We start from the raw sequence: 13,488 nt of genomic DNA on the forward strand, positions 1-13,488 counted from the left end.
GGTCCGACAAGGTATCCGAAGTCCTTCGAAGAATCGGCGCATAACAACTCCTCCAGAGCGGTCGACTGTCCCCCGCAGGCTCACACGACCGGCCCACCCTGCGCAACCGGATTTCACAGCGCGTCGAAGACCACCTCGGCGCGCTCGCGGGTGCGGCACATCTCCCAGGCCGTCTCGGCAATCCGGTCGGGGTCGAGCGTATGACCCTCGGCCGCACCGTATTTCGCCGGATCGGCGGTGACCATGGCATGGATGTCGCCCCGCTCGACCACGCCGCCGATGGTGAGCGTGCCCGCGTAGACGCCCTTGTCGGCGAGTTCGGCGTGCAGGGTGAGGGCGTAGTTGCGCAGTGCGGCCGAGGCGAGGGCCAGTTGGCCCAGGGCGGGCATGGGGCGGACGCTGGACAGGCCGCCCGCCAGGAGGAAGGCGCCACTGCCGCGCTCGATCATGCCGGGCAGGACCGCCTCCGCCAGTCGCACGGCGGGCCAGACCCAGGAGAACGCGGATTGCGCTGTGGGGATGTCGATCTCGGTGATCGGGACGATCTGCTGATCAGTGGGGCCCGGGCCGTAGTAGGCGAGGTCGACGGTGTCGATGTGTTTCAGTACTCGGCCGAAGGCCTCGGTGTCGGTCACATCGACGGCGTGGGCGGTGGCTTCGATACCGGCGGCGGCCAATGCGGCCAGATAGGTGGGGTGGCGGGTCTTGTTCCGCGATACCAGAACGACCCTGAATCCCTCGTGCCCGAGGCGATGGGCCATGGAAATACCTAGTCCTGGGCCTACCCCGATGATGAGCGCTGTTCCGTTGTGCGCCATGTTTTCTCCTAATTTGAGAGGGTGCTCAGATTAGGAGCGTAGCGCTAAGACGAGTGGCCTCTCGAGTTGAACTGTGGGGTATTGCAAGGCCGTGAAGAAGCTGCACTACGAGCAGTCGCGATCACCGGGGGCGGCATTCGAGTCGTCCCCACACACGACCACTCGGCCGCGCTGCCACTCGCAAGTCGGTCCAACATCGGCAGGGTGGCTATGGACGGTGCCCGGCGGCGCGGACCACACTGCGGATATGGAACCCTTGGTAGCCGGTGAATTCCGTAGTGAGACCACATACCTCAATACCGCGTCCTATGGTCTGCCTCCGGCTCGTGGGTTGGCCGCGGTGGGTGCGGCCACCGAGCAGTGGGCCGCCGGGCATGGTGCGCCCGGATCGCATGACGGGCAGGTGGAGGTGCTGCGGGCGGGCTTCGCGCGGCTGCTGTCCGGTGCGACCGCCGACGATATCGCCATCGGCCACTCCGCGGGTTCGCTGGTCGGTCCGGCCGCTGCCGCCCTGCCCGCGGGCGCGGAAGTGCTTGTGCCGGAAGGGGATTTCGCCTCGGTGCCCAATCCGTTCCGGTATCGGGGCGATCTGAACGTGCGCACGGTCCCGCTGGAGCGGCTGGCCGAGGAGGTACGCCCGCAGACCGCGCTGGTGGCGGCCAGCGTAGTGCAGTCGGCCGACGGGCGCGCGATCGATCCGGCCGAGTTGCGGGCGGTCACCCGCGCCAACGACGCCTGGCTGCTGCTGGACGCCACGCAGGCCGCGGGCTGGCTGCCGCTGCGATTCGACGACGCCGATTTCTGGGCCACCGCGACGTTCAAATGGCTGCACGGCGCGCGCAGCGTGAGCCTGCTCGCGGTGCACCCGGCGGTCGCCGAGGCGGTGCGGCCGGTCTCCCCCGGCTGGTATGCCGCAGCGGATCGATGGGCGGAAATGTATGCGCCGCAGAGTCTTTCCACCACGATCCGGCGTTTCGACGACACCCCGGACTGGCTGGGCGTAGTCGGTGCGGTGGCCGGGCTGGAACTGATCGAGGAGCTGACCGTCGAGGCGATCGGCCGCCACGATCGGGCGCTGGCCGCCGAATTCCGCGGCGGGCTGGCCGAATTGGGGCTGCCCGCGGTGGCGGGCGACTCCCCCATCGTCACGATTCCCGGCGCGGGCGATCTGGCCGAGGGTCTGGCCGAGGGCGGCGTGATCGTCACCGCGCGCGGCGGTGGCCTGCGTACCTCGTTCCATATACACAACGGCTCCGACGATGTGGAGACCGTCCTGAAGGCGTTGGCGCGGAAGTGATTCAGGCCTGTTCGGCGGTGATCCGGCCGCTGTCGATCGCGGCCGTCAGCGCCTGGTAGTCGGCCTCGGTCTGCGCGGCGTACGCCAGGGCGAATTCGCCCATCGCGCTGTCGAAGACGTCGCCACTGCCCAGGTAGGCGGCGATGGCGACGCGGTCGCCGGAGCGGGCGTGGCCGCGGGCCAGGGTGTAGCCGCACAGCTGGGCGTATTGGCACAGTTCCTCGGGCGACATATCGTCGATCGCCAGCGAGCCCTTCATATCGCGCAGCTGACGCCAGTAGTAGAACAGTCCATCGGGGCCGGTGGCCCAGCCGAGGAAGATATCGGCCGCCGATTGGGTCAGCCGCTGCCCGTGCACGACGCGATGGCCCTGATGGCGGAAGATGCTGGACCGCAGGTACGGCGCCAACACCGATTCCTCGGCCTGTTTCACCTGCAGGAACAGCGGATCGCCGAGCGAACGACCGGTCAGCAGCGCGATGAAGCAGCGAGTGCCGACGCTGCCCACGCCGACGACCTTCATCGCGTAATCGTGAATCTCGAAGCGGTCCAGCAGGATCCGGCGCTCCTCGGGCAGCGAGGTGCGGTAGTCGGTCAGTACTGCCTCGAGGGGTGTGCGCTCGACGTCGGGCAGCCGCATCAGCAGCGGTGGGTCCTCGGCGATACGCGGTTCGCCGTCGGGGCCGGGTTCGGTGAGCTTGTCCAGGGCGTGCAGGCTGGTGCGGCTCTTCGCCTTGGTGATGATCTTCTCGGTGCGTTTGCGGTCGCGCGGGCTGAGCAGTTCGGCGGCCTTCTCCGCATCGACCATCTCGTACCAGACCTCGGTCTCGCCGAGTCCGGCCAGCCGGTCCATGGTCTCGCGATAGCCCAGCGCCGCGGCGGTCGCGGCCGCCGTGGCCTCGGAATCGGTGTGGCCGTTGGCCTGTGCCGCGACGGCGACGCTGGCGACCAGCCGTTTGACGTCCCATTCGAAGGGTCCGGGCAGCGTCTCGTCGAAGTCGTTGACATCGAAGACCAGCGACCGTTCGGGCGAGGCGAACAGCCCGAAGTTCGACAGGTGCGCATCCCCGCACAGCTGAACCGTCAGCCCGGTATCCGGTCCCGCGGCCAGATCGGCCGCCATGATCGCGGGCGCGCCCCGATAGAACGGAAACCGCCCCGCGGCCATGCGCCCGTACCGAATCGGCACCAACTGCGGCAACCGAGTCGCCGCCTGCCGCTCGAGAATCGCGATCGGATCCTCCCGATCCCCCGCCGCCTCCCACTTCCCCAACTCCGACCGCGCCGCCCGCTTACGCGCCGCCTTCCCCACCTCGGCCGAGGCCGGATCCTCCCCCTGCGCACTCTCCATAACCGGACTCTAACCCCGCCACCCCACCAAATCCCGCACCCTTTCTAACGCTTCGCACCCGTTTCAGGCGCCCACAAGGGGTGCGAAGCGTCAGAAAGGGTGCGGCTGTGCGGCGCCGGGGGCCGCCGCGGAGGAAACCTTCGCACCCCTTGTGGCGCTTCGCACCCGTTGCGGGCGGCTGGAAGGGGTGCGGCGTGCGGGAGAGGGTGCGGGGTTCAGGGGATGGGTGGGGTGCCGCCGGGGGTGGTGGGGAGGCCGGCGGATTTCCAGGCGCGGAAGCCGCCGATCAGGTCGGTGGCGTGGGTCAGGCCGAGGTGTTGGGCGTCGGCGGCGGCCAGGCTCGAGGCGTAGCCCTCGTTGCAGATCAGGATCACCGGGGTGTCGGGGGCCAGGGCGGGGAGGCGGTGGTCGCCGATGGGGTCCAGGCGCCATTCCAGGACTATGCGCTCGACGATGATCGCGCCGGGAATCTCACCCTCGGCGGCGCGATCGGCGTGCGGGCGGATATCGACCAGCAGCGCGCCGTCGGCGTGCAGGGCGGCCGCCTGCTGGGGATCCACGCGCAGCAGGCGGGCGCGGGCGCGATCGAGAATGTCCTGCACACTCATGTGCGTCTCCTTCACAGTCCCGTGAAATCGGCCAGCGCGCGATACTCCCGCACGGGCCGCAGCGGCGGCGAGTAGGCGTGCACCGAGGCGGCCGGGCGGGCGCTGGTATTGCGCAGTTGATGAGCGCGCTGCGGGCCGAAGGCGACGGTATCGCCCGCCGACCAGTCGGCCGTGCGCGGGGGCCCGCCCGCATGCACATACAGCTCGTGCAGCGCGCCGATGGTGACGGTGAACGCGCCGGACGCACCGCCGTGATCGTGCGGTTCGGTGCCCTGCCCGGGCGCCCACGACAGCAGCCACAGCTCCACGCCCATGGTCAGCGCCAGCCGGGTCCACCAGCGCTCGGTCGTATCGAAGCGCACGATGTCCAGTAGCGGAGTGGCCAGGGTGGTCGCGACCTCGACGGTGAGTTCGTGCAGCTGGGTGGCCGACCACAGCGTGCGCTCGGGGTGGACCGCCTCATGTAAGGACGGCACGTCGACTCCGGAGTGAATATCCTTGGCGTGCTTGAGATTCACCGGTAATGACGTGGTCACCGCGCTCCTCACGAGGTCGTGTGGCGTTTGCGCAATTGTGCGCCGGTGACCGCCGAATGCCATCAACCACGATCAGCGTGAACATAAGTCCGGGGCGGGCATTGGATTCAGGGCGAGTCAGACGGGCGACAGGGCGGGCGGGAGCGCCTAGCGTCACGAAAGTTGTTCCGGCCCTGGGTTTTCACCGCGGCCTCGTATCCCCTTGTCTGTAAAGGAAGCAGCAGCCATGCTCGTCTCCCGTACCGGCCGCCGCCGACATACCCTCGCGGTGGCCGCCACGCTGATCGCCACGGTCCTGGCCGCGAACGCCTGCGGCAGCCCGGATGCCGGCACAGAGGTGCGCACCGTGAATGGGCAGAGCTTCGATCTGTCACCGCAGCAGGCGGGGCGGGTGCGCGGCGAGAAGGTGGACGCCCTCGCCGCCGAACTGCCGCGGGCCGTCCGCGACCGCGGCACGCTGATCGTGACCGGCACCGCGACCACGGGTGCGCCGCTGCGCTTCTACGCCACCGACGATCGCACCCTGATCGGCTCGGAGATCGACATCGCCACGCTGATCGCCGACACCCTCGGGCTGAAACTCGACCTGCGCGCGGCCGATTGGGCGCAGAACTTCGTGGCGGTCGACTCCGGCACGGCGGACGCCTTCATCTCCAATGTGACCGTCACCGAGGAGCGCAAGGAGAAGTACGACTTCGCCACCTACCGCCTCGACAACCTCGCCCTCGAGGTCCCCAAGGATACGAACTGGACCTATACGGATCGCAAGTCGCTGGCGGGCAAGCGCATCGGTGTCGGCAGCGGGACGAATCAGGAGCAGCTGCTGGTGCGATGGAACGAGCTCAACCTCGCCGAGGGCCTGCCGAAGATCGATATCGCCTACTACCAGCAGGCCACCGACTACTACCTGGCGCTCGCCTCACACCGCCTCGACGGCTACCTCGGCCCCAATCCGGTGGCGATCTACCACTCCGCCACCTCCGGCCAGACCAGGATCGTGGCCACCTACTCCGGCGCGGGCGATGCCCTGCAGGCCGAGATCGCGGTGTTGACCCGCAAGGACAACGGGCTCGTCGGCCCGATTCGCGATGCCCTGCAGTACGCCGTCGACCACGGCACGTATCAGAGGGTGCTGGATCGCTGGGGGCTGAAGAACGAGGCGGTCGCCCAGGTCCGCATCAATCCGCCAGGATTGCCGAAGACCGCCTGAGTCATTCGACCAGATGCCGGGGTGCCGCCTGCTGCCAGGAGTCACGCACGATGGCCTCGAGTTCGCCGCGGTCGTCGAGGGCGGCCAGCCGCACCCGGACCCAGGCACACCCGGACCCCCCCAAGCCGCTCCGGAACAAAACGGTCTGTCGTATCGCACCCACAAGGGAGCGAGCCCCCAGGGCGAGCGACGGCTCGCGGCCGTCTCGCCGTTCAGCGCTCGAAGCGCATGCGCGAAGCGCGAGTCTCGAGCGCTGAACGGCGAGACTCAGGGCCGCGAGCCCGCCGAAGCGAAGCGAAGGCCAAAAACACAGCTTCGAAACTCTGGGCTCCGGGTCCCACCTACCAGGCGAAATGCCGGTTACATTCCCTATGCGTGTCTGCCTGAGTACTTACCTTTCGAGAAAGGAATACCTTCGTGCGTACGCATGTCCCGCTAGGTTTCGCCGCGGTAGCAATCCTGATGTTCGCCCCGGCCACCGCCTTGGCCGCCCCGAGTGATCCGATGCCGACCCCCGATCAGTGCGATGTCACCGTGCCGCTGGGCGCGGTCGATGTCGTGCAGCATCGGCCGCGTGGGGCGGATGGTTGCGCGGCTACCGAGGCCAGCACCTACAGCCCTCAGGGGCGGCAGAATCTCGATGCGTGGTGGAAGCAGTTGATCGCGCCCCAGGGTGGCGGTCAGCAGACCACTGATCAGAGCGCGAATCAGCAGGGGTCGGCGCAGCAAGGGGCCGGGCAGCAGAGTTCGACGCAGCAGGGCTCGGCACAGCAGGGTTCGGCACAGCAAGGAGCCGGACAGCAGGGAGCCGGGCAGCAGGGGGCGACGCAGCAAGGGGCCGGGCAGCCGAGTCAGCCGGGGGCGGGGCAGCAGGCTTCCAACAACCAGAAGACGCAGTAGAGGTTGGGGATCCCCGCCGTGCATCGCGCTGCGCTGCATGGCGGGGAACAGGGGGTGGAGCGAACTGGGTGGCTCGCGTCGAAGGCGCAATGCGGAATCACGGTGGGGCAGGGCCACATTGCGGAAATGAATGGAGTGGGTCCGCAGCATTGCGGGAAATGGATCGCGTGTGCCGCCCACCGCGGGAATGGATCGCGGGGGCCCGCCGCGTTGCGGGAGGGCCAGGGTCAGTGGACCGTGGCCGGGCGAGATTCGGTGACTGGACGAGAATCCGCGGTGGGGTGGGCATCTGCGGCCGGGCCGGGGGTGGGGTCCTCGGCGGTGACCGCTCCGGACTCGGCGCCGGGTTGCTGCGCCGCCACCAGTTGCTCGGCTATCCGGCCGGTCGCCTGGCGGTTGGTCCAGTAGCGGAACAGCTTTCCCATGAGCGGAAGCATTGCCACCATGAACAGCAGCCGGACGCTCTGGACGCTTGTTATCAACGGCATGTTGGCGCCCATGCCCTCCGCGGCGGCCAGCACCGCGTTGATGCCACCGGGGGTGGTGGCCAGATACAGATCGGACAGTTCCAGATCGACGAACAGCGAGAGCACGTACGCCAGGGCCGCGACGGCTACCGACAGCACACCGATCGCGACGGCCATACCCGGAATCATGCGGGCCATCTCCATGACGACGGCCCGGGTGAAGCGGGTGCCGACATCGAATCCGATCAGTACGAACAGCAATTCCTTGAACAGATTGGTGGGCGCGTAGCCGTGGCTCAGGCCCAGCGCGGTCAGGGTCGCGGTGATCAGCATCGGGCCGATGAGCGTGGGGCTGGGGATCCGCAGCGCGCGGCCCACCCGAATGCCGATCAGGCACAACACGAATGCGATGCACAGCCCGGCGACCTGATCACCGCGCCCGACCACCGCCCAATGCGGCACCGTCTCCCCGGCGACCTTGCTCACCGCCGCCACGGGATGGTCGGCATGCGACCCACCGTCGAGCAGCGCCGCCACCGCGGGCGCGCTGATCGCCACCAGCATCACGCGCAGATACTGCATGAACGCCACCTGCCGCGGATCGGCGTCCATCTCATCGGCGCACGACACCACCGCCGCCGACCCACCGGCCAGCAGTCCCAGCGTCGCGGTCGGCAACGCGACCTTGGTGAAACGCGCGAATACCAGCGCCACGAGCAGGCTGACCACCAGCGTCGACGCGGTGATCGCCAGCACCGGCAACAGCGCCAGCCCGATCGAACCCAGCAGCGACACTTCGAGATAGCTGCCCATCAGCACACCCAGCATGGCCTGCACGCCGACCGACACCTGACGCGGCATCGGCGCGGGCAGCCGCCCGGTCAACGCCAGGGTCGCGCCGACGATGATCGCGACGATCATCTGCGGGGCGGGAAAGCCCACCCGATCGAGCAATTCAGCGACGGCGAGCACCGCCACCAGCAACACAATCCAACCGATCAACTGCTTCCGCGTCATTGCGGCCCGAGGGGATCGGGGCACTACTTCTGCGGACATCCGCGGATCAACTCCGTCCGATCTTGGCGTGACTCAATCTGAATCGGAAGACGGCGATCAACGCTCCGGCGACGCCGACTCCGACCAACACAACACACGGCGTGGCCACGGCGTCGAAGCCACCACCGTCCAAGATGACCGACTTGAATCCCTTCAGCGCCCAGTACTGTGGCGTGATGGGAGACAGGGTCTTCGCCCAGTCCGGGAGCGTGTCCCGCGGGGCGATGGTGCCGCCGAGCCCACCCAGCGCCAGCGAAATCGGCTGCGCGATGATCGCCAACTGGTCGATGGACTTGCAGATCGACACCAAGGCGATGCCGAACCCCCAGGTGGCCACCGACAGCGCCGTGGTGAGCAGGGCCAGCCAGATCACCGATCCCTTGCTGTGCAGATCGAAGACCTCGAAGGCGACCACCCACACGATCGTCAGCTGCAGCGCCGAGAACACCAGCAGCGGAAGGGATTTCCCGGCGATGATCTCCGGGGCCCGCACCGGCGCGGCACGCAGCCGATCCCAGGTGCCCCATTCGTGTTCTCGGAAGAACGAGGCGCCCAGCAGGGTCGTGATGAAGAACGCGAACAGCACGATCGCGCCGGGTCCGGCCTGTTCGACGCCGTTGGCGTGCGGATAGCCACCGGCCAGCCGCAGCTGATACTTGTCGATCGGGGTCAGGAACGCCATCATGCCGATCGGCAGGAGCGTCATGATGATCAGCTGCGCGGGATCGGAGCGGATGCGATGGAAATCCGCCCACGACAGCGCCCGCACCCTTTCCAGTGCGGAATCATGCAACAGCATCGGAACTCCTCTGTGAAGCGTCCCAACCGATTTCGGCCTCGGCCTCGGCCTCGGCTTCGGTCGCGTCCGCCGCGCCGACGATGGCGAGGTAGGCGTTCTCCAGGTTGGGATGGTGGATCTCGGCCGAGAGCAACCGGTCCGTCTCGCCGTTGAGCGTGGTGAACAGCTGCGCGAGCAGCTGACCGGGGGTGTCGGTGGGGATGGTGAGCAACCGGGTGTCGGTCACGGTGGCGCCCGGCACGGCGCGGTAGGCGCCGAGTCCGTCCGGCACCGGACCCGAGAACTCCAGGCTCACCGCCGATTTGGCATACCGCTCCACCAGTTCGGTGGCGGGCCCTTCGGCCAGGATGCGTCCGTGATGCAGCACGACCACGCGGGCGTCCAGCACCTCGAGTTCGGGCAGGTAATGGGTGGCGTACACCACCGCTGCCCCGCTGTCGGCCAGGTTGCGCACCTCGGTGAGCAGATCCTGGCGGGCCGACACGTCCGCGCCGACGGTCGGTTCGTCCAGCCACAGCACCGGCGGCTGATGCAGTAACGCGCCCGCGGTATGCAGGCGGCGCTGCTGGCCGCCGGACAGGTTGTGCGCCCGGGTGCCCAGGAACGGCGTAATGCCCAGGGCCTCGGCCACATCCGCGATGCGAGCGGGCAGCACCGCGCGCGGCACGCCCATCATCCGGCCGAAGAACTCCAGATTCTCCTTCGCCGTCAGGCCCGGGTACACGCCCAGATCCTGCGGCGCCAGGCCGAGCCGCCGCCGCGCCTGGCGCGGATTCTTGCGGCTATCGATGCCGTCGACGAGGACGGTGCCCGAATCGGCGGCGGTCAGGCCGGCCACGATCGATGCGGTCGTGGTCTTGCCCGCGCCGTTGGGTCCGAGCAGGCCCAGCACCTCGCCGGGCCGCACGGTCAGATCAATTCCGGTGAGTACCTTCTTCTTACCGTAGGACTTGTTCAGGTCGCGGATTTCCAGCACGCCACACCTCCTCGCTCGGTGCTGTCCACACGTTCGAACCCCCGAGTACCGTCACCTCGCCGGGCGCCGCGGGAGCCAGGAAGGCTCCGGCGATGCCGGCCGCGACCGGTCCGATGGGGTTGCTCTGTGCGCGCCCGCCGGGGGTGTTCGTCATTTCGGTCCACAGTCGCGGCGGCCGGGCCACCACGACGCGCCACGGATGGTGGCGGGCCACATAGTGAGCGAGTCCTTCGACCACGCCCTTGGCCGCCGCATAGTGCGGCCACCAGCGCGGCGGATCGGTGACCGCCTCCGAGGAGACCAGCACCACCGTCGCGTCGGGTCGCAGCCGCGCGGCGCACACCGACAACGGGGTGAGCACCAATCGCGAACTCGCGCTGATGAAGTCGATCGCCGGATCCACCGCGTCCGGCGCCAGCGGCAGGGTGGGGATGGCCGGGGCGGCCAGGCTCACCACGCCGTCGAGCGGCTCGTCGGGCAGCGCCGCGGACAGTGCCTTGGGGTCGCTCGCATCGGCGACCACCGGGATCAGCCGGTCGTGCCAGCCGGGGGCGCTGGCCAGCAGGGCCTCGGGCGGGCGTGAGCAGCCGACGAGTACTCGGGCGCCCTGTCCGGCCAGTGCGAGCGAGACGGCCGCGCCCAAGCCGCGACTGCCGCCGACGACCAGGATGGTCCGGCCCGACAGCGACCGCGACAGCGGCAGCACCGCGGCGATTTCGCCGGGTTCGGGGCCCGGAACGGGCTCGCGCACCAGGCTTTCCACGGTGAGCGCGGCGTCCGCACCGCAGCGGGTGCGGGCGCGCAGCGTGATCAGTCCCGAACGCCGGTCGATATCCGGTGCGTCCGTGCGGAATTCGATCGCACCGGCGCCGGCCCGCTCCAGCTCGATCGAGCACGCCACCAGCAGCGCGTCGCGGCCGGGGGTGTGCATGCCGGTCCAGTAGCTGACCCAGCCGAGCAGCGTCGCCAGATGTTCGGGCATCTGCCCGCCGACCACCCGCTCGACCAGATCCGAGATCAGCCGGTACCCGACGGAGAACGCGCCCGCCTCGGGCCCGGGCGGATTCGCCGGATTCAGCCGGCGCGCGGTGCGGCGATAGGGATGGTTCGGCGCGGTCTCGGTCGTCGGCGGCAGTTCCGGCCCGAGGGCGCAGCGGATGCCGACCGCCTCGATGCCGCCGAAGCTGACCTTGCCGCGGGCCTCGCCGTCGGAGATCGACCATTCGATCTCATAGCGTCGCCCGGGAATCGCGGGCTGGCGGAAGGTGACTCGCAGCTGGCGGACCACCTGCGGATCGATCTCCTCGAACAGCACGCCCAAGGCCAGTGTGACGATCAGCGCGCCGTGCGCGATCGGCCGCCCGTACGGGGAGCGGCGCGCGAAATCGGCGTCGACGTGCAACGGGTTGCGATCACCCGTCGCCATGGCGTAATCCACCACATCGTCGTCGGTCAGCCGGAACGCCCGCGTGCTCATGGCGTCCTCGCTCTCTGCGCGTCGACGACCGCGGCCGCGATATCGGACAGCGCGACCTCGGAGGTCAGCAGTCGTTCGGGCAGTTCGATATCGAAGGCCCGCTCGATGGCGTAGACCAGCCGGACCTGGGCCAGGGAGTCCCAGACGTCCATATCGCCGCGGGCGGTGTCGGGGCCGTACACGGCCTCCTCGCCCACGACCGAGGCGAATACCTCGAGCAGTTGCTGCATCACCTGTTCAGTGGCCATGTTGTAACTGGGCCTCTCGGATATGGGGGCTGCGTGGCAGGGCCCCGATGGTGAGGTCGTAACCGAAGACCGAGCCGCCCTGCTCGGATTCGGATTCCGACACGAATCCGCGCGTGGAGTACACCTCGCGGACCAGTCCGTTGCGCGGCGTGGGCAGATAGCGGCCGACCAGCCGCGAACAGCCGCGCGCGAGCGCCCATTCCGACACCGCGGCCAGCAGGCTGTCCTCGGCGCCGCGGCCGATGACGCGGCAGCTCAGCAGCAGCGTGTCGATCTCGGCCACCCCGCCGCCGTCCTCGGCCAGCAGCACGCCGATGATGCCGTGATCGGCGAACCGGTCGCGTAGGCGCAGCGTCGCGGCGAACCACTGCGGATCCTCGGAGATCTTCAGCACCTGGGTCTGGGTGTGGCGGCGGGTGGTCAGGTTGAACTGATTGGTCTTGGCGACCAGCTGCGCGGCCCGATCGATGGTCGTCGAGTTGATCGGTTCGACCACGGCCTCCATCGCCAGGCTCGCCAGGAACTCCTCGAGCGAGCGGCCCTGTGCGGATTCCTCGGCGGCGGCCAGCGCCTGATAGGAGCGCTGGCGCGCGAAGTCCTCCTCCGACAGCGCGCCCGGATGCAGCCAGGGCAGCGCGGCCAGGGTGGCGGGGAACTTGGCCGGGGAGGCGGGCAGGGTCAGCGTGCGGACCTCCGGATGCGCCGCGGCGACCTGAGCGCATTCGGCCCGGTTGTCGTCGACGAAGACGAAGCTGCCCAGGCCGAGCCGGACCTTCTCCGAGATCTCCTGCAGCTGTTCGGATTTCGGCCGCCAGTCGGCGACGATATGGGTGAAGTCGTCGACGCCCAGCGCCATGCCCGGGGCCTCGGCGATCGCCTTCAGCGCCAGATCGCGATCGTTCTTACTGGCCACCGCGAGCAGGACGCCGCGCTCGGTCAGCGATTTGAGATAGCGCTGGAACACCGCGAACGCCTCGCCCTCGGGGCCGGTGCCGATGCGGATGCCGTCGATGCCGTCCTCGCCGAGGATGCCGCCCCACAGCGTGCCGTCCAGATCCAGCACCACGCAGCGGGCCGACAGGCCGCGATCGGAGGCGACGGTATCGGCGATCGCGCTGGCCAGCCACGGCAGGCTGTCGGCGGCATAGGGCTGACGCACGCGATACCAGCTGCGCGGATCCTCCCAGTTGCGCAGGCCCACCTGCGCGGCCAGCTGTTCGACATCGACGAAACGCACTCGGCCCGCGGCGGATTCGGCCAGCTGCGCGTTGACCTCGCGCACCAGTGCCGAGCGCGATTTGGTGGTGCGCCAGGCCACCGGGCCGTAGGTGTCCACGGCGGGCGGGGCGAAGCCGAGCTGGATGGCGCGCACGCCCAGGCGGGCGGCGGCATCCCACAGGCCGACCCAGCGGCGGACGGTCTCCTCGGTGGTGTCGAGGACGTCGTGATGGGTTCCGGCGAGGACGACGTAATCGCCCTCGCGCAGCGGGGTCTGGGGGTCGAACAGGATCTGCTCGAGCTGACCGAACGGGAATTGCAGCAGTTCGGTGTTCAGGCCCGCACGGGCGCCGGCCAGCGGCAGCAGCTCGGCCAGGAATTCGGTGGTATGAGTGGCCAGCAGCGCGATACGCACTCCGACCCCGGCATTCTCCTCGGGCGCCTGCCGCGCGAGGGCGGTCGCCTGGCGGACCCAGGAGTCATAGCCGTCGGCGGGCGACAGCTCCACGGCCAACTGCGTGTGCACG

14 protein-coding genes are annotated in these 13,488 nt (G+C 69.0%); 3 read left to right on the forward strand and 11 right to left on the reverse strand.

From position 1 onward, the window contains the following. Nucleotides 1-113 precede the first annotated feature (113 nt). Nucleotides 114-818 carry an SDR family NAD(P)-dependent oxidoreductase gene (locus ACIA76_RS10935; protein WP_397151007.1) on the reverse strand — a complete coding sequence of 235 codons (705 nt, stop codon included), beginning with the start codon at nt 816-818 and terminating at the stop codon, nt 114-116. Nucleotides 819-1,065: 247 nt separating this feature from the next. Between ACIA76_RS10935 and ACIA76_RS10940 the strand changes: the two genes are divergently transcribed. Further along, nucleotides 1,066-2,115: an aminotransferase class V-fold PLP-dependent enzyme gene (locus ACIA76_RS10940; protein ID WP_397151010.1), complete on the forward strand. Its 1,050-nt coding sequence runs from the start codon at nt 1,066-1,068 to the stop codon at nt 2,113-2,115. A 1-nt stretch (nt 2,116) separates the two neighbouring features. On the opposite strand, the gene ACIA76_RS10945 is transcribed toward ACIA76_RS10940, so the two are convergent. The 3 genes from ACIA76_RS10945 to ACIA76_RS10955 all read right to left on the reverse strand — a co-directional run bounded on the left by ACIA76_RS10945 (nt 2,117) and on the right by ACIA76_RS10955 (nt 4,610). Continuing rightward, nucleotides 2,117-3,466 carry a DUF2252 domain-containing protein gene (locus ACIA76_RS10945; protein ID WP_397151012.1) on the reverse strand — a complete coding sequence of 450 codons (1,350 nt, stop codon included), beginning with the start codon at nt 3,464-3,466 and terminating at the stop codon, nt 2,117-2,119. Between the two features lie 215 nt (nt 3,467-3,681). Beyond that, complete coding sequence (locus ACIA76_RS10950; protein WP_397151015.1) at nt 3,682-4,074, reverse strand: rhodanese-like domain-containing protein; 393 nt, start codon at nt 4,072-4,074, stop codon at nt 3,682-3,684. Between the two features lie 11 nt (nt 4,075-4,085). Continuing rightward, nucleotides 4,086-4,610 (reverse strand): cysteine dioxygenase, encoded by a 525-nt coding sequence (locus ACIA76_RS10955; protein ID WP_397151017.1) that lies wholly within the window; start codon nt 4,608-4,610, stop codon nt 4,086-4,088. 226 nt (nt 4,611-4,836) lie between these two features. Here ACIA76_RS10955 and ACIA76_RS10960 point away from each other — a divergent pair, with 226 nt between their 5' ends. Further along, nucleotides 4,837-5,820 carry an ABC transporter substrate-binding protein gene (locus tag ACIA76_RS10960; protein WP_397151019.1) on the forward strand — a complete coding sequence of 328 codons (984 nt, stop codon included), beginning with the start codon at nt 4,837-4,839 and terminating at the stop codon, nt 5,818-5,820. Between the two features lies 1 nt (nt 5,821). On the opposite strand, the gene ACIA76_RS10965 is transcribed toward ACIA76_RS10960, so the two are convergent. Then, complete coding sequence (locus ACIA76_RS10965) at nt 5,822-5,944, reverse strand: hypothetical protein (protein WP_397151022.1); 123 nt, start codon at nt 5,942-5,944, stop codon at nt 5,822-5,824. A 293-nt stretch (nt 5,945-6,237) separates the two neighbouring features. Between ACIA76_RS10965 and ACIA76_RS10970 the strand changes: the two genes are divergently transcribed. After that, nucleotides 6,238-6,720 (forward strand): hypothetical protein, encoded by a 483-nt coding sequence (locus ACIA76_RS10970; protein WP_397151024.1) that lies wholly within the window; start codon nt 6,238-6,240, stop codon nt 6,718-6,720. 227 nt (nt 6,721-6,947) lie between these two features. On the opposite strand, the gene ACIA76_RS10975 is transcribed toward ACIA76_RS10970, so the two are convergent. Genes ACIA76_RS10975 through ACIA76_RS11000 form a run of 6 tightly spaced genes read right to left on the reverse strand, consistent with a single transcriptional unit; the run spans nt 6,948 to nt 13,487 of the window. Then, the gene (locus tag ACIA76_RS10975; protein ID WP_397151026.1) at nt 6,948-8,204 is read right to left on the reverse strand and encodes an AbrB family transcriptional regulator; all 1,257 of its coding nucleotides are present in this window, start codon (nt 8,202-8,204) and stop codon (nt 6,948-6,950) included. A 46-nt stretch (nt 8,205-8,250) separates the two neighbouring features. Continuing rightward, nucleotides 8,251-9,042: an ABC transporter permease gene (locus tag ACIA76_RS10980; protein WP_397151029.1), complete on the reverse strand. Its 792-nt coding sequence runs from the start codon at nt 9,040-9,042 to the stop codon at nt 8,251-8,253. Further along, a complete protein-coding gene (locus ACIA76_RS10985; RefSeq protein WP_397151031.1) occupies nt 9,029-10,018 on the reverse strand; it encodes an ABC transporter ATP-binding protein in 990 nt (329 codons plus the stop codon). The genes ACIA76_RS10980 and ACIA76_RS10985 overlap by 14 nt, the downstream gene beginning before the upstream one ends. Beyond that, nucleotides 9,981-11,495: an SDR family NAD(P)-dependent oxidoreductase gene (locus ACIA76_RS10990; protein WP_397151034.1), complete on the reverse strand. Its 1,515-nt coding sequence runs from the start codon at nt 11,493-11,495 to the stop codon at nt 9,981-9,983. Before ACIA76_RS10990 ends, ACIA76_RS10985 begins: the two co-directional genes overlap by 38 nt. Beyond that, nucleotides 11,492-11,743, reverse strand: a complete 252-nt coding sequence (locus tag ACIA76_RS10995) for an acyl carrier protein (protein WP_397151036.1) — start codon at nt 11,741-11,743, stop codon at nt 11,492-11,494. Before ACIA76_RS10995 ends, ACIA76_RS10990 begins: the two co-directional genes overlap by 4 nt. Beyond that, nucleotides 11,733-13,487, reverse strand: coding sequence for an HAD-IIIC family phosphatase (locus ACIA76_RS11000; RefSeq protein ID WP_397151038.1), 1,755 nt, complete (start codon nt 13,485-13,487; stop codon nt 11,733-11,735). Before ACIA76_RS11000 ends, ACIA76_RS10995 begins: the two co-directional genes overlap by 11 nt. Between the last annotated feature and the right edge of the window lies 1 nt (nt 13,488).

It is taken from the genome of Nocardia sp. NPDC051570 (assembly GCF_044454005.1).
Lineage (GTDB): Bacteria > Actinomycetota > Actinomycetes > Mycobacteriales > Mycobacteriaceae > Nocardia.

Bases quoted from the DNA above. Each gene is read 5' to 3' on its own strand.
- ACIA76_RS10935 (WP_397151007.1), bottom strand. From the start codon at position 818: ATGGCGCACAACGGAACAGCGCTCATCATCGGGGTAGGCCCAGGACTA.
- ACIA76_RS10940 (WP_397151010.1), top strand. From the start codon at position 1,066: ATGGAACCCTTGGTAGCCGGTGAATTCCGTAGTGAGACCACATACCTC.
- ACIA76_RS10945 (WP_397151012.1), bottom strand. From the start codon at position 3,466: ATGGAGAGTGCGCAGGGGGAGGATCCGGCCTCGGCCGAGGTGGGGAAG.
- ACIA76_RS10950 (WP_397151015.1), bottom strand. From the start codon at position 4,074: ATGAGTGTGCAGGACATTCTCGATCGCGCCCGCGCCCGCCTGCTGCGC.
- ACIA76_RS10960 (WP_397151019.1), top strand. From the start codon at position 4,837: ATGCTCGTCTCCCGTACCGGCCGCCGCCGACATACCCTCGCGGTGGCC.
- ACIA76_RS10975 (WP_397151026.1), bottom strand. From the start codon at position 8,204: ATGACGCGGAAGCAGTTGATCGGTTGGATTGTGTTGCTGGTGGCGGTG.
- ACIA76_RS10980 (WP_397151029.1), bottom strand. From the start codon at position 9,042: ATGCTGTTGCATGATTCCGCACTGGAAAGGGTGCGGGCGCTGTCGTGG.
- ACIA76_RS10990 (WP_397151034.1), bottom strand. From the start codon at position 11,495: ATGAGCACGCGGGCGTTCCGGCTGACCGACGACGATGTGGTGGATTAC.
- ACIA76_RS10995 (WP_397151036.1), bottom strand. From the start codon at position 11,743: ATGGCCACTGAACAGGTGATGCAGCAACTGCTCGAGGTATTCGCCTCG.